Origin of the sequence: Photobacterium sp. GB-56, assembly GCF_003026105.1 — a bacterium.
Classification (GTDB): Bacteria; Pseudomonadota; Gammaproteobacteria; order Enterobacterales; family Vibrionaceae; genus Photobacterium.
This window is the reverse complement of record NZ_PYNW01000005.1, coordinates 133,496-154,125: the sequence shown is the minus strand read 5'-3', so window position 1 is coordinate 154,125 and position 20,630 is coordinate 133,496. Positions and strand designations below refer to the sequence as shown.

Annotated in this window: 21 protein-coding genes; 8 read left to right on the top strand and 13 right to left on the bottom strand. The window is 37.0% G+C overall.

Features of this window, described 5'->3' with window-relative positions; genetic code table 11:
* Positions 1-42: 42 nt before the first annotated feature.
* Positions 43-558: a GNAT family N-acetyltransferase gene (locus C9J42_RS08905; protein ID WP_107207227.1), complete on the bottom strand. Its 516-nt coding sequence runs from the start codon at positions 556-558 to the stop codon at positions 43-45.
* Positions 559-717: 159 nt separating this feature from the next.
* On the opposite strand from C9J42_RS08905, the gene C9J42_RS08900 reads away from it, so the two are divergent.
* The gene (locus C9J42_RS08900; RefSeq protein ID WP_107207228.1) at positions 718-1,521 is read left to right on the top strand and encodes an arylamine N-acetyltransferase; all 804 of its coding nucleotides are present in this window, start codon (positions 718-720) and stop codon (positions 1,519-1,521) included.
* Between the two features lie 165 nt (positions 1,522-1,686).
* Here the strand turns inward: C9J42_RS08900 and C9J42_RS08895 are convergent, their stop codons facing one another.
* Complete coding sequence (locus tag C9J42_RS08895; RefSeq protein WP_107207229.1) at positions 1,687-3,483, bottom strand: GTP-binding protein; 1,797 nt, start codon at positions 3,481-3,483, stop codon at positions 1,687-1,689.
* A 345-nt stretch (positions 3,484-3,828) separates the two neighbouring features.
* Between C9J42_RS08895 and C9J42_RS08890 the strand changes: the two genes are divergently transcribed.
* Entirely contained in the window at positions 3,829-4,668 is an 840-nt protein-coding gene (locus C9J42_RS08890) for an SDR family oxidoreductase (RefSeq protein ID WP_107301906.1), read from the top strand.
* Between the two features lie 220 nt (positions 4,669-4,888).
* Here C9J42_RS08890 and C9J42_RS08885 read toward each other — a convergent pair whose 3' ends face one another.
* Both C9J42_RS08885 and C9J42_RS08880 read right to left on the bottom strand, forming a co-directional pair.
* Positions 4,889-6,151 (bottom strand): dicarboxylate/amino acid:cation symporter, encoded by a 1,263-nt coding sequence (locus C9J42_RS08885; protein WP_107207231.1) that lies wholly within the window; start codon positions 6,149-6,151, stop codon positions 4,889-4,891.
* 972 nt (positions 6,152-7,123) lie between these two features.
* Positions 7,124-7,534, bottom strand: a complete 411-nt coding sequence (locus tag C9J42_RS08880; RefSeq protein WP_146144064.1) for a hypothetical protein — start codon at positions 7,532-7,534, stop codon at positions 7,124-7,126.
* 134 nt (positions 7,535-7,668) lie between these two features.
* Between C9J42_RS08880 and C9J42_RS08875 the strand changes: the two genes are divergently transcribed.
* Entirely contained in the window at positions 7,669-8,592 is a 924-nt protein-coding gene (locus C9J42_RS08875) for a DMT family transporter (protein ID WP_107207233.1), read from the top strand.
* A 133-nt stretch (positions 8,593-8,725) separates the two neighbouring features.
* Positions 8,726-9,019, top strand: coding sequence for a hypothetical protein (locus C9J42_RS08870; RefSeq protein WP_107207234.1), 294 nt, complete (start codon positions 8,726-8,728; stop codon positions 9,017-9,019).
* 522 nt (positions 9,020-9,541) lie between these two features.
* Here the strand turns inward: C9J42_RS08870 and C9J42_RS08865 are convergent.
* Positions 9,542-10,432, bottom strand: a complete 891-nt coding sequence (locus C9J42_RS08865; protein WP_107287587.1) for an acyltransferase — start codon at positions 10,430-10,432, stop codon at positions 9,542-9,544.
* Positions 10,429-10,608 carry a delta-aminolevulinic acid dehydratase gene (locus tag C9J42_RS08860; RefSeq protein WP_107247169.1) on the bottom strand — a complete coding sequence of 60 codons (180 nt, stop codon included), beginning with the start codon at positions 10,606-10,608 and terminating at the stop codon, positions 10,429-10,431. The genes C9J42_RS08865 and C9J42_RS08860 overlap by 4 nt, the downstream gene beginning before the upstream one ends.
* A gap of 205 nt (positions 10,609-10,813) precedes the next feature.
* Here C9J42_RS08860 and hemB point away from each other — a divergent pair, with 205 nt between their 5' ends.
* Entirely contained in the window at positions 10,814-11,806 is a 993-nt protein-coding gene (gene hemB / locus C9J42_RS08855) for a porphobilinogen synthase (RefSeq protein WP_107247168.1), read from the top strand.
* 150 nt (positions 11,807-11,956) lie between these two features.
* Here hemB and nagE read toward each other — a convergent pair whose 3' ends face one another.
* The gene (gene nagE, locus C9J42_RS08850) at positions 11,957-13,438 is read right to left on the bottom strand and encodes an N-acetylglucosamine-specific PTS transporter subunit IIBC (protein ID WP_107287588.1); all 1,482 of its coding nucleotides are present in this window, start codon (positions 13,436-13,438) and stop codon (positions 11,957-11,959) included.
* A gap of 284 nt (positions 13,439-13,722) precedes the next feature.
* On the opposite strand from nagE, the gene C9J42_RS08845 reads away from it, so the two are divergent.
* A complete protein-coding gene (locus tag C9J42_RS08845; protein WP_107287589.1) occupies positions 13,723-14,604 on the top strand; it encodes an AraC family transcriptional regulator in 882 nt (293 codons plus the stop codon).
* 74 nt (positions 14,605-14,678) lie between these two features.
* On the opposite strand, the gene C9J42_RS08840 is transcribed toward C9J42_RS08845, so the two are convergent.
* The gene (locus C9J42_RS08840; protein ID WP_107287590.1) at positions 14,679-14,996 is read right to left on the bottom strand and encodes a DUF4144 family protein; all 318 of its coding nucleotides are present in this window, start codon (positions 14,994-14,996) and stop codon (positions 14,679-14,681) included.
* Between the two features lie 281 nt (positions 14,997-15,277).
* Between C9J42_RS08840 and C9J42_RS08835 the strand changes: the two genes are divergently transcribed.
* Positions 15,278-15,634 (top strand): YibL family ribosome-associated protein, encoded by a 357-nt coding sequence (locus C9J42_RS08835; RefSeq protein WP_006643799.1) that lies wholly within the window; start codon positions 15,278-15,280, stop codon positions 15,632-15,634.
* 138 nt (positions 15,635-15,772) lie between these two features.
* Here C9J42_RS08835 and C9J42_RS08830 read toward each other — a convergent pair whose 3' ends face one another.
* The 5 genes from C9J42_RS08830 to C9J42_RS08810 all read right to left on the bottom strand — a co-directional run bounded on the left by C9J42_RS08830 (position 15,773) and on the right by C9J42_RS08810 (position 19,848).
* Complete coding sequence (locus tag C9J42_RS08830) at positions 15,773-16,438, bottom strand: YdcF family protein (protein WP_107208540.1); 666 nt, start codon at positions 16,436-16,438, stop codon at positions 15,773-15,775.
* Positions 16,439-16,874: 436 nt separating this feature from the next.
* The gene (locus C9J42_RS08825; RefSeq protein ID WP_199187085.1) at positions 16,875-17,414 is read right to left on the bottom strand and encodes a YaeQ family protein; all 540 of its coding nucleotides are present in this window, start codon (positions 17,412-17,414) and stop codon (positions 16,875-16,877) included.
* A 179-nt stretch (positions 17,415-17,593) separates the two neighbouring features.
* Positions 17,594-17,902 (bottom strand): GIY-YIG nuclease family protein, encoded by a 309-nt coding sequence (locus C9J42_RS08820; protein ID WP_107247164.1) that lies wholly within the window; start codon positions 17,900-17,902, stop codon positions 17,594-17,596.
* A 124-nt stretch (positions 17,903-18,026) separates the two neighbouring features.
* Entirely contained in the window at positions 18,027-18,686 is a 660-nt protein-coding gene (locus C9J42_RS08815; RefSeq protein ID WP_199187080.1) for a YceH family protein, read from the bottom strand.
* 187 nt (positions 18,687-18,873) lie between these two features.
* Positions 18,874-19,848 carry a diguanylate cyclase gene (locus C9J42_RS08810; RefSeq protein ID WP_107208536.1) on the bottom strand — a complete coding sequence of 325 codons (975 nt, stop codon included), beginning with the start codon at positions 19,846-19,848 and terminating at the stop codon, positions 18,874-18,876.
* Positions 19,849-20,083: 235 nt separating this feature from the next.
* On the opposite strand from C9J42_RS08810, the gene C9J42_RS08805 reads away from it, so the two are divergent.
* Positions 20,084-20,536, top strand: a complete 453-nt coding sequence (locus tag C9J42_RS08805) for a DUF3069 domain-containing protein (RefSeq protein WP_107208535.1) — start codon at positions 20,084-20,086, stop codon at positions 20,534-20,536.
* Positions 20,537-20,630: the final 94 nt, after the last annotated feature.

The following is a 20,630-nucleotide window of genomic DNA, read 5'->3' as shown; positions in this document are numbered from 1 at the left end:
TGCAAATGTATTTTAATGTCAGACCGTGTCATTAAAGTGAGCTTATAATGTAGAAAGGTAAACACAAACCTCACGCTCTTTTCCTTGCATGTGGTTTATCTGATTACCTTTATAGGTTACGCCAAGCTTGTTGATAACCGATCTTGAACGTGCGTTATCAGCTAAATGGGTTACTTGTAACTGCGTTAAGCCACAGTGCTCTTTCATGTACGAAATTAATAAGCTTGACGCTTCAGTCGCATAACCATTTCCCCAAAAAGGAACACCCAGCCAGTACCCAAGCACACCTACGCCATTTTCTATTTTCGGGAAACTAACCGTACCAATGACTTCCATTGTTTGTTTTAAAACGATGGCGTAAACAATACCTGTACCGCTTAAGAACATGTTGCTATGTCCCTGAATCCAAGTGTGTGCATCCGATACAGAGTATGGATAAGGTATATTTGCTGTCATGTCAGAAATTCTTTGATCACTTAGCAAGTTAGCTACTCGTTCAGCATCTGTTAGCGTAAATGGTCTCAAAATTAAGCGTTGGCTTTCTATTGTTTGCTGCATCACATTTGGCTCCGTTTCCTTAATGATGAAATATATGGCTTAAGTGTAAATAATATTCAGCTCCCCCTTGACCTCAACTTAACTTGAGGGTGCAAAGTCGCTTTAACAAATGAATGTATTGAAGCATTCCCTCAGCAAGAACAAGTTTAGAGATCCAATATGAATAAAGAAATGCTATCAGCTTATTTAGAAAAAATCGGTTTTCAAGGAAACACATCCCCTGATTTAACGACTCTATTCGCTCTGCATCAAAGCCAACATAGCAGTATCCCTTTTGAAAATCTTGATATCGTCAATGGTTATACGATCGAACTTGAAGAAGATAAAATCTTTAATAAGCTCGTTTATTCTAATCGAGGCGGATATTGCTTTGAATTAAATAGCTTAATGAATCGCGTACTTAAAACGCTTCAATTTAATGTGGAGAAAAAGTTAGCTCGAGTCCACTTATCTGAAAATCCATCCGGTCGCGGGCATTTAGTCAATATTGTGACTTTCAATGAACAACAATGGCTTGTTGATACTGGTTTTGGCTCAAATACCCCCAGAGCACCACTACCAATTACGTTTAATCAAGAGCTTAAAGAAGAGAAACAAACCTTTCGATTTATCGAAGATGCGTTCTTTGGAATGATGTTGCAATGTAAAGTTCAAGAGCAATGGATAAACCAATATAGCTTAGATATGAGTTATGTCTGTGATGGCGACATTGAATATGCAAATCATTATGCATCCACCCATAGCAACTCACGATTTACAACTCAGGTAGTTGTCGTGGCAAGAACAGAGTATGGTAATAATATTCTTTTAAATAACCGTTTGAAGTTAGCTCACGCCGATGCCGTTACAGAAACTTTTATCAATGATGTCTCGTCTTTTCATCAAATATTAAAACAGCACTTTGGTATTGATAATCCAGTGCAGTTAGAAACATTCGAACAATACTTAGTCAATGAGAAATAACAGATTAATAGCCTAACAAGCAATGGATTAACTCTACAATTAAATAGATTTATTGCTATAAATGTTAGACACAAAAAAGCCCAGCAAAACTCGCTGGGCTTAAAGTGTAATTATTTTAAAACATGCGCTTATGCACAATAATGGTTAAGCCTGTTTTGTTATAAACTAATAGCTGTACATCGCTTTTCTAAGACGAATAGCTTTTGGCGTTACCTCAATCAGTTCATCACTATTAATCCACGTTAGTGCTTGCTCTACACTGAAATTCATAATGGCTTTCATGGCATAATTTTTATCTGCCACTGTTCTCCACATCCGAACGAGGTTCTTACCTTGGCGGCAGTTCACCCATAAATCGGTGTCATTAGATGCTGCTCCAATAATTTGCCCCTGATAAACCTGTTCACCATGGTTAATCATCAACCTTCCTCGCTCTTGTAACGAAGATAAAGAGTAAATTAAAGCTTTGCCAATACCATTTGAAACCAGTACGCCTTCACGCCTACAACCAATATCACCAACGATTTTTTTACCGTAGCCAACATCTTCCTTATGAATACTTGCAGAACCTTCGGTCAAACTTAGTAAAGTATGTCTAATACCTAACAATCCACGTTTTGGCCCTAAGAATAATAATCGTTGATGACTATTATCCAATGGCTGACTATGCTCGAATTGTGCTTTACGGTAAGCCATCTCTTCAATAACCTTGCCCATAAATTCATTGGCGCAATCAACGTAACATTTCTCGTAAGGCTCTTGCGTCTTACCTGCATCGGATTTCAACAAGATCGTCGGGCGAGATACAGAGAACTCGTACCCTTCTCGACGCATACTCTCAATTAAGACCCCAAGGTGTAATTCACCACGACCTGAAACTTCATAGACGCCTGCCTCTTCTGCCTCAGTAACATGCAGAGATACATTGTGTGAAGCTTCGAGATACAAGCGTTCTGCTAATTCTCGAGATTGTAATACCTTACCTTCTTGACCTGAAAAAGGAGAATCATTCACGCTAAATTTCACAGAAACAGTTGGCGTATCAATTTCTAGTGCTTCAAGCTCAACATCATTGCCACGTGAAGTAACAATATCTGAAATCGCAATATCAGATATCCCTGTTAAGGCTATAATATCGCCAGCCACACCGTAATCAACGGCAACACGACTTAATCCTTGTTGATGATAGACTTCTTTGATCTGACAGAAACGTGCATCTTCACCAGGCGCATTAACTGCTACTTTTTGGCCTCGATGAAAGGATCCTGAAATAACACGCCCTATCCCAATCAAACCAAGATATTCTGAGTAATCAAGTTGATGAATTTGAATAACAGGTTCTTGTTCAACGGTTACCGTTGGTGAAGCGACGTTTTCAACTAACATATCTAACAATGGCGCCATGCCATTTTCAGTATCAGCCTCACCAAAGGTGTCATAGGCAAATGCTTCTTTCGCAGAACATGATACTGCAGGAAAATCGAGCTGCTCGCAATCAGCACCTAGCGTTACAAATAAATCATAAAGTTGATCAATTGCCTTTTCTGGCTGTGCCTCTGGACGATCGACTTTATTCACTGCAACCAATAGTTTCAAACCTTTATTTATCGCTTTTTGAGCAACAAATCGTGTTTGTGGCATCGGTCCTTCAACTGCGTCAACAATAACAAGTACCGCATTTGCCATATCTATAACACGTTCAACTTCGCCACCGAAATCAGCATGTCCCGGCGTATCGATAATATTTATTCTTACCCCTTTCCAGTCGATTGCCGTGACTTTAGATAAAATAGTGATGCCTCTTTCTTGTTCTTGAGCATTACAGTCCATCACCAATCGTTGTGTGCTTTCTCTACGTGTTAATGCATCAGCTTGTCTTAATAGTTGATCGACAAGTGACGTTTTGCCGTGATCAACATGAGCAACAATCGCAATATTACGAATGTCTTTAGTATTTAACATTTTGTTATCCCCATATCGATGTGATAGCAACATCTTACATGGGTTTAATGAGCACCCAATAACGACATTTAGACTATAAGTATCAATTTAAGGACATTTATTAAATTAACTATTGGGAGTTATGGGTTATATATTTTATTTGTAATCCACAGAGACTTTGCAACGACAGTAAAATTTATTCCCCCGTATACATTCAACAAAGCTTCACTCGACTTTGGCTAAACCATGATTTTCAACGCTATTCAGCATTCCATATCACTGCAAACCTCAAAACTGTTGACACCTGTAAATTTAAAGGTGTATTTTAAATGCAACTTTATTGACCTAGATTAAGGAAATATTAAAATGAATAAGAAAACGGTATTTATTACAGGTTCAAATTCAGGTATGGGCTTATCTACAGCAAAACTTTTTGCGGCAAAAGGATATAAAGTTTACGGAGGAGTTCGTAATGCTGAAACTGGAGAGACATTAAAAAATGATTTTACTGTTAATGACCTAACTATTACGCCGGTTATCTGTGATGTAACAAATACTGATAGCGTCAATTCGGCTATTGAATCTATTGTCAAAGATTGCGGTAAAATTGATATTCTCGTTAATAATGCGGGTTATGGCCTCGTTTCTAGTGTTGAAGAAGGGACTGATGAAGAACTCATACTCCAATACAATGTAAACGTATTTGGTGTGTTCAGAACTTGTCGTGCAGTAATTCCATTCATGCGTGAAGCCGAAAGCGGTATGATCATTAACGTTGGCTCGTTCTTAGGTAAGATGGGTCTTCCACTGTTAACTCATTACAACTCAAGCAAGTATGCGGTTGAGGGTATTACTGATTCGTTACGCTATGAACTAAATCCATTTGGTATTAAGGTTCATACGGTCGCGCCAGGTCTATTCAAAACTGGATTTGTAAAAAATGGGCTTAAAGCGAACACTAAAACAACAAGTGAAGATACGCCTTATGCCACTCAAGCGAGCGCCCTTCTCCCTCAACTTGTAGATATGATCAACAATGGACCTTCACCAGATTTAGTCGCTGATGCCATACTGTCAGTCGCCGAAGGTAAAATTACAGATGCACGAGTTCCTGTTGGTGAAGACTCGGTTTACTTCAGTGATACATTGAATAAGCAAACCCAAGAAGAATTTGAAACCACAGTTAAAAACGCACTTTCACTATAACGAATTCAACACAGTAGCCTATTTTATTACCAAGTTGTTTTACAGCTTTATTCAGAGTCGCTTGGATTGATTTTAGTTGAATAATCGATGTAATAAGTTGAAAAAATTGATTTACGGGAACGGAAAGATAAACAGTAAGTAGTTATAAAATCCGAATTATCAATCATCAACTATAAAAAAGCGGAGCCTAAGCTCCGCTTTATCATTGTGTTAATTTCGTTTAAGCAGGATTTACTTCTGCATTTACTGGCTCTTCAATAGCACCTTCGGTTTTAGCAACAATGGTATTTACTGCCGTATCCCCAACTACATTAGATGACGTACAGAACATATCGTTAATACGGTCAACAGCTGCAACAATAGCTAAACCTTCTGCAGGTAGTCCTAATTGGTTAAGCAATACACCTACCATCACGATACCGCCACCCGGTACACCACCCGCGCCCACAGACAGTAGCAAGATAGTTAAACCTAATGTCACAATATCTGAAGAGTTAATAGGTTGACCAAATGCGTTAGCCACAAAGATGGTTGCTAGTGCAATATAAATAGATACGCCTGACATGTTCATTGTGGCGCCTAGTGGTACACCAAAACCTGCAACAGATTTCGAAACGTTTAACTTTTCCGTTAGGGTTCGCATGGTAACTGGGATGGTTGCATTTGAACTTGCTGTTGATAGCGAGAATAAAACCTGCTCACGTGTTGCACGCAAAAATGTCTTAGGTGATGTACCCGTTGCAATGCTTACAGCCATTGGATAGAAAATGAAGATCCAGAACACCAACATGCTAACAACTAACGCTACGTAACCTGCAACAGATAACAGCGTATGTGAATCCAGTGTTGCCCCTAATTGGATCATTAGCGCGAATACACCGTATGGCGCAAGACTCATCACTAAGCCAACCAGCTTCATCATAATTTCGTTAGCTACTTTAAAGGTACGAATAGCTGGACCACCACGTGAATCTAATGCTTGAATCGCAAGCCCCGTTAAAATTGCCATAAAGATGATTTGTAACATGTCACCATTAGCAAAAGCTTGAACTGGGTTACTTGGTACGATATTCACCACTAAATCAAAGATATTAGGCGTTTCTGTTGTTGTAAGTTTAACGGATTCAGACACGCTTCCTGCTAAATTCGCGCCTTTACCCGGTTGGAAAATCATACCTACAGCTAACGCAGCACTGATCGCAATAATGGTATTAATAATGTAAAGCGCAAAAGTTTTACCACCAAGACGACCAAAAGCTTTAACATCTTTTAGCTCCACGATACCGCAGACAATAGACACAAAAACTAAAGGTACAACAAGCAATTTGATTAGGGATACAAACATCCCCCCAGCCCCTTCTGCTGCCCCTAATAAGTAAGTATCAAAGAGTGCGATATCATTAAAAATATATTGGATTGCTGTGCCGATTATTAGACCTGCAAAAAGACCGACAAAGATCTTTTTTGAGAGCGATTTATCCATTGCTCATCTCCGATTGTTATGTTGTATTTTTATAATTTGATAGTGGCTAATAACACTATTTTGCTGTCGAGCCAGTGCATAATACACAACAACATAACAATTCAAAGTATTTATTTACAAAAGTGCAACATCGATCATTTAGAGTAAACAACTAAATTTACATCCATTTATCGCATAACACATTGAGAGATAATGTGTAAATCACCTGTTTCACCTCCAAAAAAGGATATTATCTTGCGAGCAACAAAAAACACCACTGGCTATTTTTCATACAAGGTTTTACTGAGTGTGTTACATGCAATATCTTGGTGAGAATTAATTTTGTATTATGTAGCCATTAAAAAAGGCCACCTAAGTGACCTTTAAATTATTTTTAGTTGCCTACTAACTCTACGTTTACGCACTAAAAACTGTACCAAATAGCAGAAAAAGAACTATAAAATTAAGACTGCCGCCACCGCCACCATTATTATTATCGTTATTGTCATGATCATATGGAATTAAGTCATCAGATTTGGCCTTATTAACAACATTCACTTTTAGTGAATTACCTAAAGAGCCTAACTCAATAAAAGCATCTTTTTCATTATTAACGCTAAAGCTTAATTGACAAACATTAAATGGTTTTATTAATCGATTACAGTCCGAATCAGAGTTTAAGGTAATATTATTTACCGTTAAATTCTGAACCGTAATATTATAATCTTTTCCAATATCATTTACTTCAACAACAGTTGGCGCGTTCCAACCATTAATTTATTGGGTTATTACATCAATCGCATTTTTACTGAATGTTTGATAAATGACTGTTTTATTTGTCATGTGAGAATTTGGTACTAGTGTACCAACAAGTGTTACACCATAAGTAAAATCATTACCATGTTCTGTATAATTATAGGCATATTAGGGAGTAGTGAAAATATCGCTGACACTTTATCTTTTTATAAAGTAAAAGGCACGTTTATGGATTGATCATTTAAGCCAAATTACCAGCCCTACGATAAGCAATAACGAAATGATTGGAGTAATAAAGTAAAACGCACCGATAAAAAAGACTGTCTCTTTGCGGTCTGCTTTATCTATTTCGATGTAGTTCCATGCTTTTTTTACATTATCGATTTTACTGACAATATGATTAATCATCAATGCAGGTCCAATAGTAGCAGCCCCTATCAAAACAAACATCAATTCAATAGGAATATGAACGCTAAAAAAACTCTCTAGGATGATGTTAATGGTTAAAAGTACCATCTGAAAGGGTATAGTGAGAGCGAGAACCGTCTCCCAAGATTTCATTCTCCTATTAGAATGAGTTAAATTCTTAGGCGCTATACTGATATAGACAACAGATAGTAATAGCTTTAACTGATCAATTTTTTTCAATGGCGTAACCTAATAGTTAAAATCTCGCTTTTATCCAAGTATTTTCACATCTGGTTTCTTTCTGGTTCAGCATACCTCTTTATAATTACTTTTTGATATGTATACAGAACGTTTAGCAAAATGGCTAGAACATCATGAAACCTCAATACAATAATATGCTTGGCGCACTCTTAATCATTATTGCGACACTATCACTTACTATTAAAGACAGCGCTGATAAGTATTTGATACAGCATGGTTACCATCCCGTTCAAATGGTATTTTTCCGCTTTGCGATCCCGTTTGTATTTATGCTGCTTTTTATGCCAAAACAGACGAAAACCGCAATACTGGCCACCAACGGTAAATTATTGATCCGTGCTGCGATGTTCCTAACCTGTGCTGTAGTTTCGGTGATCTCTTTAAAATATATCCCTTTAGAAATCTATATCGTTATTGTACAAATGAGCAGTGTAGCGTATATGCTCGGTGGTGCCATTTTTTTTAAAGAAACCCTAACCTTACCAAAAATTATCGCAACAATCTTAGGCTTTATTGGCGTAGTTGTTGTTATCAATCCCACTAATGTCGATGGCTTGCATTGGGTCTATTTATTGCCGTTACTTATTGCAGCAACGACCTCTGGCTATAACCTGATAACCAAGACTATCGACTCAAAAATATCTCTTATTTCTGTTTTAATTAACTCGTTTTTTGTTTTAGGTTCAGTTGCAACAATACTACTCATTGCTCAGCCTGATATTTGGAAAACACCGACATTAACAGCATTACCCTATTTTCTCACAATTCCAATTGTGACTATCGTGTCACAATTGTGTTTAATCAAAGCCATGAACGTGGCTGAAGCCTCTCACGTAGCGCCATTTTTCTATTTTCAGATATTGTTTTCATGTATTTTTGGCTACTGGCTTTTCAATGAAATTCCAACAACATATACCATCATTGGTGCAATTTTCATTGTAATATCAGGCTTAATTATAACTTACGCTAACTATAAACCTGGTTGTGGAAAAGCCCTAAAGCAGTCCAATAAAAAGTTAAATTCTGCACCAGAATAGTTCAAAAGCTCACCCTTTAAGTGCAAGATCATAGGATCCATACATATGTGACAAATAACTTATTGTTATAAAAGGATTAAATATTGGTATAGATTTTGGATTTAATTTTGTGGCAGATATATAAGGAGTGAATATGTATATTGAACATAAGCATTTTAAACTACCTAATAATACCTCAGAGGTTGACGTTTTCATTAGTCCAACAGGCGATATTGAAGTAATGATAGAAGGTAATCAACAAGTTCTAAAAGGCGATTTTCATCATCTTTCATTCAAGATAATAAATACAGGAGTTGATTTGATATATAAAACACGTTCAAAAAAAAGTTCTTGGGATATTATCCTTACTCAACAGGATGCAGAAACCGTAAGTAAAATGATGAATGAAGCCGATGAATATTATGAAATTATTATGCGCGATTTATAATAACATTGGGGTTAGATACATAACCCCTTTGATAATAAAATTTATAACGCTCATATAATTACTCTCATAGTCAATATACAGTTAACAATATAATTAAGAATATTAAAAAAAATATCACCACTTCAACCACCCATTAGAAAATTATTATTAATTTTTATTTGGCCTGACAAACTCATATAAAGATAAAGTTTATGATGTTGACATGTATTTTATTGGAATCAATTGTAATCATATATAAATGATATGTTATGTATAACATCACGCCATGTTATGTGTAGAAGTTGAATACTCGATAAATACTATAATACCAATAAGATAAATAGATGTATTTCCTACCCAATTTACTCACTGTTATCAATCCATTTTTCTAGCCTCATCTTTTAAATAGCGGCTTCTTTTGCTCGCGGTAATGTTTACCAACAAAAAAACACCAGCTAGCATATTGCAATAATGAGTAAAATTATCTGCATTCCTTTTGTGGCTTTATCCATTGTTCTTCTTATATCACTGCAAATAATCACTTTAAAATATCTCTTTAAGCTTCGGTGTTTTACAAATCACACCAGCTAAAGCGAACGCAATGATCACGCTTGGTATACCTACGACAACAAAGTTAATCAGTGGGGTTTGTGTCATCAAGGGCTGATAAATCTTAGCGACAGAATATAAAGCGATATCTTGAAAAACATAGGCTGCAAAAGCAGTTCTAGATAACCATTTAGTCCAGTCATTATTTTTATTGAAAAAAGTTTTAAATACATAAAGTACACACATTGACATACCGATAGCGGTAAAGCCTCTAATCAACACATATGAAGATGAAGCGTATTCGCTATTAATTGCGTGTAAGTAAAACATAGTAATAAATGCGAACAGCCACATACAAATACCGACACTTGCATGTTTAACGGTTAGCTTATCTAACCATTGATATCTATAGGCTTGAATACCTAAACAAAACATGGCCATATAAGCAGGGAAATTACCCAAGCTACGAAAGCCCATTAAATTATATCCACCCACGTTTTGTAAGTATAAGAATATGTTATTTAAAGGTATCAAAATAAATGCAAAGACAATAATTATCCAAACAGTAGGGAATGGTGAATCTATACCCTCTTCTACCATAGCTTTATTATTTACAACAATTGAGTAAACAATAGAAAAAACAATTAGTGTCCAACAAAACCATGTTACATCAAGTTCTATATTTCCAGTTTTAATAAAAATGGTGAAATTATTGATAAAACCATTATCAATAAATGGATTAATAACGACTAATGAGATTAAAACCGGGATACCTAATCGAATACATTTATCTTTTATAAATAATCGTTGGCCTTTACGTTCTTGAGAAGATGTTACAAAGTAAGCTGATATGAAGAAAAAACAAACTTGTGTTATATGGTTCAATTATCATTGTCAATCCATCGTTCAAGTCTCGCTTTTATTATAGCGGCTTCTTCTGATTTTTCTTTCGCAAGATCGGCGTGTTCACGATAGGCTTGACCTGCAAAAAAACCGGCTACTAAGAAACATAAAACCAACAAGATGAATAAGCTAATTTTCGCTTTCTTTATATTTAACATCGCTATATGTCTTCTTTTTCTCTCTAAATTGTACCTTAAAAGTATAAATTCTAACTTTATAATAATAGTTATAAATATCCAATATGACCGCTCTAACTACTCACCTTCCTATTGCTGTAATAGCTACTTTCTTTGCATAAAAATTTGATCTGCGTTGTAATATTTGTATGATATATGTCTAATTATTATTAAAAGACATAATCCAATGACTACTACACTAACTTCCCCATTAAAACGTATCCGTCGTATGCGTCGCAGTGCAAATATGCGTGATCTTGTTCGTGAACACGAATTCAAATTAGCCGATCTGATCCACCCTATCTTTATTGAAGAAACGTTAACTGAAGAAGTGCCTATCAGCACGATGCCAGGGATCTCACGTATTCCTGAAACTCTGTTGGCAGATGAAGTGAAAACGCTTTATAAACTGGGCGTGCGTTATGTTATGCCTTTTGGTATTTCGCACACCAAAGATGAGATTGGTAGCGATACATGGAATGATGATGGCTTACTGGCACGTATGGTGAAAACGATTAAAGCAGCATGCCCAGATATGATGGTGATCCCTGATATTTGTTTCTGTGAATACACTACGCATGGTCACTGTGGTGTTTACCATGACGAACATGTTTTAAACGATGAAACATTAGAACTATTAGTTAAACAAAGTGTTACGGCAGCCCGTGCTGGTGCAGATATGCTTGCGCCATCAGCCATGATGGATGGTCAAGTTAAAGCTATTCGCGAAGGGTTAGATGCCGCAGGTTTTGAGCATGTGGCTATTCTTGCTCATGCGGTTAAGTTCGCCTCATCATTTTATGGCCCATTCCGTACTGCGGTTGATTGTGAATTAACAGGTGATCGCAAAGAATACCAAATGGATTGTGCTAATGGTCGTCAAGCATTACAAGAAGCATTACTTGACGAAGAAGAAGGCGCAGATATTTTAATGGTGAAACCGGGAACACCTTACCTTGATGTTGTTGCGAATCTTCGTCGCGAAACTCACCTTCCTCTTGCTGTTTACCAAGTCGGTGGCGAGTACGCTGGGATCAAATTTGCAGCGTTAGCAGGTGCGCTTGATGAAAAACGTGTGGTATACGAAACATTAACAGGCTTCAAACGTGCAGGTGCTGATTTAATTGTCAGTTACTATACCAAGCAAGTGGCTGAGTGGATGGCGCAAGACAACGCGTAAGAAACTTATTTCTACTTCCATCTTAAACCTTGTGCAATCTACAAATGGTTAAGACGACATTTAAATGAATATTTAATCGAAAAAAGTAAACAAAAAAGGAGTAACTGGTTGGACAGTTACTCCTTTTAGCTTAAAAATTAACTCAAAATTTTAACTCATCGTCGCCTTAATACTATTGGCTATAGATTCCGCTTTAGGACCTAAAATTACCTGTGCACTTTTCTTACCAATCCGCACTACACCTTTTGAACCAAGGGCTTTAAGTGCTTCTTCATCAAATAAACTACAGTCATTCACACCTAAACGAAGTCGTGTAATACACGCATCAACAGAGATAATATTACTTTCGCCACCCAACGCTTCAATATAAGCCACAGGATTAAGCCCGACTTCTTGTGATACTTTACTTTCGTCATCATCAACTGAAGGTGTAGGTAATTTAAATACCTTGATAACAAAGTAGAAAATCACAAAATAAATCATAAAATAAGCACCAATTAATGGCACCAGTAACCATGGCTTCGTTGCTAGTCCCCAGTTGAGAACAAAATCAATCAATCCAGCTGAGAATCCAAAACCATGTAAGATACCCAGTGAGTTACAAATCACCATCGATACACCAGATAACAGTGCATGAATACCGTATAAAACTGGCGCGATAAATAGGAAGCTAAATTCAATCGGCTCTGTAATACCGGTTAAAAATGCTGTAAAAGCAAGTGATAACAACATTCCACCGACTAACTTACGTTTGTTTTTCGGAGATGCTAGCGTTAAGGCTAGAGCCGCTCCAGGTAAACCGCCCATCATTACTGGATATGCCCACGCCATATAAACACCAGCAGTTGGGTCGCCAGCAAAGAAACGATTTAAATCACCACGGGTTGTAATATCAGCAATCTTAGTAATAACTGAACCATCAATATTCGGCACCATTTGCCCTATTGATAAATGTGAAACAATACTTGGGTTTAAACAAATCTGATGCAGTGATGAACCGAGTTCATACGACACTTTGGTACATTCGCCAAGACTGAACCAGAACACAGAATGTAGGAAGTAATGTAGACCTAAAGGTATTAACGCACGATTTAATACGCCATAAATAAATTCACCGATATAGCCACTATGAGCTATCCACCCACTGAAATTATCAATACCTTGCTGCACATATACCCATACTTCACCGCATACGACAGCCATAATTAAACAGCACAATCCAGCAACAATCGGGGTTAATCGCTTCCCTGAGAAAAACGCTAAGAAATCAGGCATTTTTGCTTGATAGGAATAATTATAAGCATGCCCTGAAATAATACCGGCAATAATGCCAGCAAAGAATCCTAGTTTTACGTCAGGATTAATAGCCGTTGTCGCTTGTGTCAAAATAAAATAACCCACAACCCCAGCTAATGCTGCAGCACCTGAGCCGTCTTTTGATAAACCTACCGAAATACCTAAAGCAAAGATTAAGGGAAGATTATCAAAAATACTGCTACCCGCTTTGGCAATAAAAGAGATGTCTAACAAATCGGGTTGTCCAAAGCGCAGCAATAACGCCGCTATCGGTAATGTCGCGATAGGCAGCATCAATGCTTTACCTAATCGCTGAAAATAAGCGAAATTAACCATATATGTATGCCTTTTATAGAGGATAGATAAGGCAGGTGAAATATAAGGGGGAATTTATATTTCACCTTAAGTATACGGACAACATTCATTGTTTATCCCTACGCTTGCCTTTAGCCATACAATAATCTTTTCACCAATCAAGCTTTGATACTTTTTTACCAGATAGTAATACTTTTTTATCACAACCGTATTTTTAGCGGTAATTTCGATACTATGTTGCTAGAAAATAATACTTTTCTATCAGTTCTTATTTTTTAGTTAAAATCATCTTAGGGGTTCAGAATTTGAAAGCGACATTAGAAAAGGTACCACAGCGTATAGGTTGCTCATGGCGATTTAAAAAGATCCTAGAGCCGGCAAAAGAGTTTAGTTGGCATTATCACCAAAAAGAATTTGAGTTACTGATCCACCGTAACTTCCGCTCACGCTGTCATATTGGTCACTACCAAGATGACTTCGATCAAGCCACGATGATCTTAATTGCACCTAATGTGCCGCATGGCATCGAGTCAATTAACCCTCCTGATAGCAAAGACTATGAAACTTTGGTGGTGTGGTTTAAGCAAGACTGGATCGCGAATATGATGTTCAGTTGTCAGGAGTTAAGGAAAGTTGACTCGCTACTAAAGCGCGCAGAGAAAGGCTTACTTTTTAGCCCAGAGACGACACAAAAGGTGATCACTATCGTCGAGGCTATCGATGAAAAACATTTTGATCCGATTAACTTATTGGCTGCCTTGATTCATATATTTGAAGCGCTTTGCCAAGATAAAGCCAGTCAAACCTTGCTCTCCCATAATGTTGAAAGCAAAAACCACGACCAATGTAATAAAGAGAAAATTGAGCGTCTGTGTGCATTTATCGATCAACATTACGCTGAACCTATAACGTTAGAAGATGTGGCTAACTTTATCTGTACCAGTGAAAGCACTACAATTCATCGCTTATTTGAACAGCATTTTAATGAAACCTTTATCCAATATCTGAAGAAACTTCGCTTAAACCATGCATCTGAATTATTGGTATCAAGCCGTGACCCTATTTCTCATGTTGCAGAGCAAGTCGGTTATCGAAATCAAGCCAATTTTAACCGCCAGTTTAAACAATATAAGAGTATGACTCCGCGTGAATATCGGCGTACTTATAAACTTGATGCTAAGGTCTAAAAGGTGTGTTTTAACTTTCTGGTTAGAAATGATTAGGCCGATTAAGCGTTGATAAATAAACAAACCTTTTATTGTTAAAATGACAATGATTCAATCGCATCATCTATTGCTCTAAACTGAATTTTGGTTAAACATATTTCTGCTTTTGAAAATTCATGGGCTTGAATCAAAGCTGTCACGGCCCCTAATGATAGAGGATCACCTTGCATTTGAAAGCAAAACGTATTGTTTTTGGAAAGAGTAAACGTAAACTGTTGACCATCACTATCGACGATAACATCTGCATCACTCCAAATAAGTGACTGGCATTCATCCATTAAGTCACTTTCTGAGCCTAGGTAAATGAGTTCATCATCACCTTCTAACTTAAAGAAACACGGCCAATTAATCATCACTCTTACCTCTTAAGTAAGTCGATATTTATCAAAAAAGAACCACAATACAAACACGGTTTACTGTCCGATAAGTGGCTAAAATAAGCGCTATACCATGTCACCAAAGATGAGTCGTGCTGCTTTTAAGTCTGTTTCCCTATCAGAACTAAAAATACTTTCATGATATTGCTCACGATTTAGCATATATAAGGTATAATATTCAGAACTCAATACCCTACTCGCTGAAAACACTGCGATTTGGTGTATTGCGAGCGTAAATACGAAGGTAATGAAAACACATGAATTTAAACCAAGAGCTTCAAAATCTTAATAACCGTATGGACAAGTGCCAGCGTAAACTTGCTGCTGCTATTCAACGAGATGACAAAGTTATCATCAAACAGTTTAAAGATGAGCTTACCAAGCTAAATAAAAAAGCTCAAAACGTTAAACACCGTAAATCATCTGAAGTGAGTAGCAAAGGTAAAGATGTTAAGTCTCTTGCTTTTAACCGTGTACTAACTAAAGCTGAACAAGCAGATATGGGCAAACTGAAGAAAACAGTTAAAGGCCTAGTTGTTGTTCACCCTATGACGGCTTTAGGCCGCAGCATGGGTTTAAAAGAAGTTACAGGTTACGCACCTAAAGCATTTTAATAGACTTTAAGTGTCAAAGAAAAAGGCGAACATTCATTGTTCGCCTTTTTGCTTTCTAAACGACTTTCTAAACTATAAGTTATTAAATAAAAATCAACTCAGCTCATCTTCTTTAACCAATACTATACGATAAAAGCATTAAGACGCTTTTGCTGTTAATTCTGCTGATAAATGCTGATCAAAACCGTAACTGACTAAACGCTCAAACGCATCCCATACTTCATTAGGTATTGGTTGTGGTGTTGAGAATCCTAACTCTGGGTAAAAACGGATACGCTGTAAATCACCAACCATCACGTTAATCAAATCACCAAAACTGATTGTATCATTTGCATAATCATCAAAACGAATTACCGGAGATGTCACGATAGCTTTCATGTTAGGCCATTGTTGTTCAAACGTCGCCAGTGTACGTCGCTCCATAAAAGGCTTTTGAACGAGAATAAAGCTGCTCGGTGTCAGCCCTTTTTGCTGTAATAAACGACGGGTAAAAAGGACATTCTCACCTGTATTGGTTGACTCAGGCTCAATCAAAATCGCCTCTTTTGGCACCCCCATATCTAGCGCTATTTTTGCAAAATGTTCGGCTTCTGAAGTGTTAAATAAGCCTTCGGTTAGCTCACCGACGCCACCAGAGAAAATGATACAAGGTGCAAGTCCTTGCTTATAAAGTTCTACCGCTCGCTCAGCGACACGTTCATCGTTACTTCCTAGCACAAAGATACAATCACTCTTTACTATCTCATGATTCAACTGGTGATAATCCCAAATTATGGTTGCTAGTTCATAAATTCGTTTAGGCATAAATCGTCCTTATTCGCAGCAAGATGAATGAATACTCTCTGATATTTCACGCTGTTGATACAGCCCTACATTGTTTTGTAATAAGGGATAAGTAGCATAATGCGTCTTAGTTATGATTGCATAATGACAAAGATAAGAAACTCACTTAATACTGATAAAACTGTTTCAATATTGATAATCATAATTAATCACAACTTACAAAAACGTAAAGCTGACACTGCTTTATTATATAAGGCACCGACTAATAAAAACTGAATCAAATCATAAAACAAGCAAAAAAAAGGTGACATAGACTCGTCTACGTCACCTAGTATGTTTGGTCTTAACATTATAACTTACGGTATGACACGTTTAACTCGCTACTAATCCACTTCGGGGTTATGTCGTAAATTATTCGTATACAACCAATGTTAAGCGAAACATTTAATAATTAAAATTAGCGCTTCCACCATTCAGGGATGATTGTTACGTTCGCATTCGCCGCACTCAACCAAGCCTGTTCACCTTCGATTGTTAGCTGTAATTGCATGGTACGTTCCACCACACTTTCTAGCTGTTTCAACACTTCATCGCGAATATAGACCACAGAAACATTATCTAATGCATTGATTTTACTTTCATTTGCTTGCCACCAAATAGAAGCGGCATTATCACCATAAGCAAAAATAATCACCTTCTCTGATTTATGTGACGCTTTACGGATACGTTTCTCATCAGGCAAGCCAAGCTCAACCCATAATTCAATATCGTCAATTAAACTTTTCGTCCATAAATCAGGCTCTTCCGTACTACTTACACCTTTTGTAAACTGCAAGTTGTGATCCGCATTTAAGCCCCAAGCAATGACGCGTAACATGAAACGTTGTAAAGTTTCTGATGGATGACAAGCAATAGTATGTTGCTGATCTAAATAGACATGTCGATCCATGTCTGCCACGTTCATTTGTACTTTGTAAATAGTGGCATTGGTAGCCATATAGTAAACCTTATTATTCTGTTGCATGTTATACGCCCTCCGTTGAGGTTATGTCTTACATAATTAGTGCCATTTCTGGCGCGAATAACAGTAAAATTTTTGTCCTTTCGGCTAACTGTTTAAAAACAATTAGTTATCAATATGCTTTACAGCGGATGAGGATTGTATGTTACTGCGGCTTAATTTTGCGGAAATAACAGATAAAGATCAGTGTTTATTTTTATTAACTGTTCTTTGCGTGCTCTAGTCAGTGTTTTTTTTATTTTATATTCAAACACCATCGCATCACGCTTATTGAGTACTTTTTGCGACCAAGCCAATGTGAGTGGTCCTTTTCCTTTAAGGTACTTTGCACCTTTTTTACCGTGTTGATGCTCTGCAAACCGACGCTCTATATCGGTCGTTACACCGCAATATAACGTATTAGAGGAAGTTCTGATTAAATAGACATACCAAGATGTTACGTCTTTTGTCGTTTCTTTACTCATCCAATACTCGTCTCATGAAAACAAAAACAGGTTCAGCAATGCTGAACCTGTTCGTGTGGGTATTCAATCATGGATGGTTTAATAGCGCAATAAAACAATGCTAAACGTATCCATTTAATCAGATCTATTCAGTTAATGAAGTAATGATTGCCTGTAACTCTGCCACTTTTTGTTTTAATTCTTCTACATCGTTTTCAAGTTGGCTAATACGTTCATTATTGCCTGAACCACTTGTTACAGCTTGTACTGCACTTTCATATGCTGAAATATCAATCTGACCACTTAGCAAATGCATGTAACGACAATCACGTTTACCTGGCTCTCGAGGTAGTTTTACAACATATGGGCCTTTCTCATCACTTGATAGCTTAGTTAACACAGCTTCAGCTTCACGTACGTCAGTAAATTCACACAACCGATTAGTACGAGTACGAATTTCACCGGCAGTTTGCGGCCCTCGAAGTAATAACACTATCATTGCTCCGAGCTCTTGTTTTGTAAATTGTAAACTACCAAACTCGGTATTACAGAAGCGATGTTGAAATTTTGATACTCGACTACCAAAACTGCTGACATCGGCAACCATACGTTTTGCTTTTAATTCCTCAACAGTGTCGAGTACTGTTGCTTCATCAAGTGACATAACAGGTTCACGGCTACTTTTTTGATTACATGCCGTGGTTAACGCATTAAGTGTCAATGGGTATTGATCTGGAGTTGTGATTTCTTTTTCAAGCATACAACCAATTACGCGAGCTTGATTTTGCGTTAAATTAATTTCCATGCCCATCTTTCACCCTTTATAAAACTAACTCATTAAAATTAGATAATATCGATATATTAACGACTACATTGAAGCTTTATTTTTGTTCTTAACAAGAGATTATCACGTTATATGCCAACAGCAAGCTGTAAAATTACAGTTTGTCTGCTTTTCAGACAACAATAACTTACTCTATTAACTCACAATATTAGTTTTCACTTTGATCAACAGGTAGATTAAGGTAATCCGCAGCAACATAATGATTACGCCCTTTTGCTTTCGCTTGATAAAGCAACTTATCTACTTCCTGATATAAATTCTCAATACTTTCTAAACCTGTAGGTATCCAAGAAATAGCACCTTGGCTCACGGTTAAAATTTTCGCTGTATCAGAATATTCATGTTTAATTGCTAAAGAGATAATCCCTTCTTTCAAGCGTTCACACTCTTTGATAGCTTGTTGACTATTACAATTACTTAGAAGGATAACGAACTCTTCACCACCATATCGTGCACAAATTTCTCCCGCACGGCTGAATTTAGTTTTCAACTGATATGCCAACAGCTTTAAGATAGTATCTCCTTCAATATGACCATAATGATCATTGAATGATTTGAAGTGATCGACATCAAGCATAATAATCGTTAGCGGCAAACCATTTCGGCCATGTAGCGACACTAGCTCACTCAATTTTTGATCGAGATAACGACGATTGGCTAAAGTAGTAAGGCCATCTTCATTGACTTGCTGTGACAATAGATCATTTGCTTGCTGTAGCTGAATTGAGGTTTGTTTTAATTGGCGTCTCATGACCGATATACGTTGCATAGCTTTAATTTTAGCCGATAGCACCATGCTATTAACAGGCTTGATCAGATAATCATCGCCACCTTTATCAATCGCCTCTGCGATGAGTTCAGGCTCTGAATGCGCACTCAGAAATATAATTGGTACCCATTCAGGAAAACACGCACGTATTTTCTGTGCAAGTTCAGTACCTTGCATATCTGGCATACAGATATCTAAAAGCACTAAATCGGGATCAAAGCTAGCATAACTGTTAAGTGCATCCTGTCCTGAAGAAAAAGCTTTAACCATATGACCCAGATTTTTCAACCTTAGTTCAAGATACAGTCGTTCAGATAAGACATCATCAACTAATAAAATGTTCATCGGCTTCATCAAGATACCTTAAGAGTATTTTTAGTCTAAGTTATTAAGCATTTTACATGCCTAATTTAATTTAGGCTTACAATGGATCAATAGTTGAGATAAAAACAAGCTTTTTAAGCATGATGGGACAATAATCACATCAAGGTAAAACATCGATTTATTACTGTTCTCTACATGATATATTGACATTTGACGTTAGAAATATAGGATTCTCCTCCTTAAACTTATGCTGTAGGAAAAAGCCATGTCTGAGATGAACAAAAACGATGATCAAATCGTTGAAGAAGAAACGTTAACGCTAGAAGACTGTTCACCAGAACTTCGTCAAGTTGTAAAGTTTGAGAAAGTACCAGCAGAACTTATTGATATGCTAGTTAATGTCTACAAAGTTTCTGAGCCAAGTACACGCGAAGCATGGAATTCACTGCCTGCAAGTGCGCAAAATGTATTAGATAACTTCGAGCAATTTCATGCTCTAGTTGCACTAAGCCAAAGCTACTCAGGTGTTGATTTCCTAAGTGAAATGCAAGGTACAACGTTCCCTGAAGACATGAGTGCTGAAGAGCAAGCAGAATACAAAGCATCTGCACTTGATAAAGTTCTTCATAGCTGTGTGAAAGATATGTGTAAGCAACTTAAGAAAGCACGTCAAAATCCACCAATGAAACGTGAATTCAATATGATCTTTCAAAAGTAGTTATATTTTTATAACTATAGAACATAAGGAGTAGCATTTGCTGCTCCTTTTTTTGTTGGAAAAATGAAGTGCGAATGTAATCAAGATAACAAAG

Coding starts and splice junctions, on each gene's coding strand:
- C9J42_RS08905 (WP_107207227.1), bottom strand. CDS start 558: ATGCAGCAAACAATAGAAAGCCAACGCTTAATTTTGAGACCATTTACG.
- C9J42_RS08900 (WP_107207228.1), top strand. CDS start 718: ATGAATAAAGAAATGCTATCAGCTTATTTAGAAAAAATCGGTTTTCAA.
- C9J42_RS08895 (WP_107207229.1), bottom strand. CDS start 3,483: ATGTTAAATACTAAAGACATTCGTAATATTGCGATTGTTGCTCATGTT.
- C9J42_RS08890 (WP_107301906.1), top strand. CDS start 3,829: ATGAATAAGAAAACGGTATTTATTACAGGTTCAAATTCAGGTATGGGC.
- C9J42_RS08885 (WP_107207231.1), bottom strand. CDS start 6,151: ATGGATAAATCGCTCTCAAAAAAGATCTTTGTCGGTCTTTTTGCAGGT.
- C9J42_RS08875 (WP_107207233.1), top strand. CDS start 7,669: ATGAAACCTCAATACAATAATATGCTTGGCGCACTCTTAATCATTATT.
- C9J42_RS08870 (WP_107207234.1), top strand. CDS start 8,726: ATGTATATTGAACATAAGCATTTTAAACTACCTAATAATACCTCAGAG.
- C9J42_RS08860 (WP_107247169.1), bottom strand. CDS start 10,608: ATGTTAAATATAAAGAAAGCGAAAATTAGCTTATTCATCTTGTTGGTT.
- hemB (WP_107247168.1), top strand. CDS start 10,814: ATGACTACTACACTAACTTCCCCATTAAAACGTATCCGTCGTATGCGT.
- nagE (WP_107287588.1), bottom strand. CDS start 13,438: ATGGTTAATTTCGCTTATTTTCAGCGATTAGGTAAAGCATTGATGCTG.
- C9J42_RS08840 (WP_107287590.1), bottom strand. CDS start 14,996: ATGATTAATTGGCCGTGTTTCTTTAAGTTAGAAGGTGATGATGAACTC.
- C9J42_RS08835 (WP_006643799.1), top strand. CDS start 15,278: ATGAATTTAAACCAAGAGCTTCAAAATCTTAATAACCGTATGGACAAG.
- C9J42_RS08830 (WP_107208540.1), bottom strand. CDS start 16,438: ATGCCTAAACGAATTTATGAACTAGCAACCATAATTTGGGATTATCAC.
- C9J42_RS08825 (WP_199187085.1), bottom strand. CDS start 17,414: ATGGCTACCAATGCCACTATTTACAAAGTACAAATGAACGTGGCAGAC.
- C9J42_RS08820 (WP_107247164.1), bottom strand. CDS start 17,902: ATGAGTAAAGAAACGACAAAAGACGTAACATCTTGGTATGTCTATTTA.
- C9J42_RS08815 (WP_199187080.1), bottom strand. CDS start 18,686: ATGGAAATTAATTTAACGCAAAATCAAGCTCGCGTAATTGGTTGTATG.
- C9J42_RS08810 (WP_107208536.1), bottom strand. CDS start 19,848: ATGAAGCCGATGAACATTTTATTAGTTGATGATGTCTTATCTGAACGA.
- C9J42_RS08805 (WP_107208535.1), top strand. CDS start 20,084: ATGTCTGAGATGAACAAAAACGATGATCAAATCGTTGAAGAAGAAACG.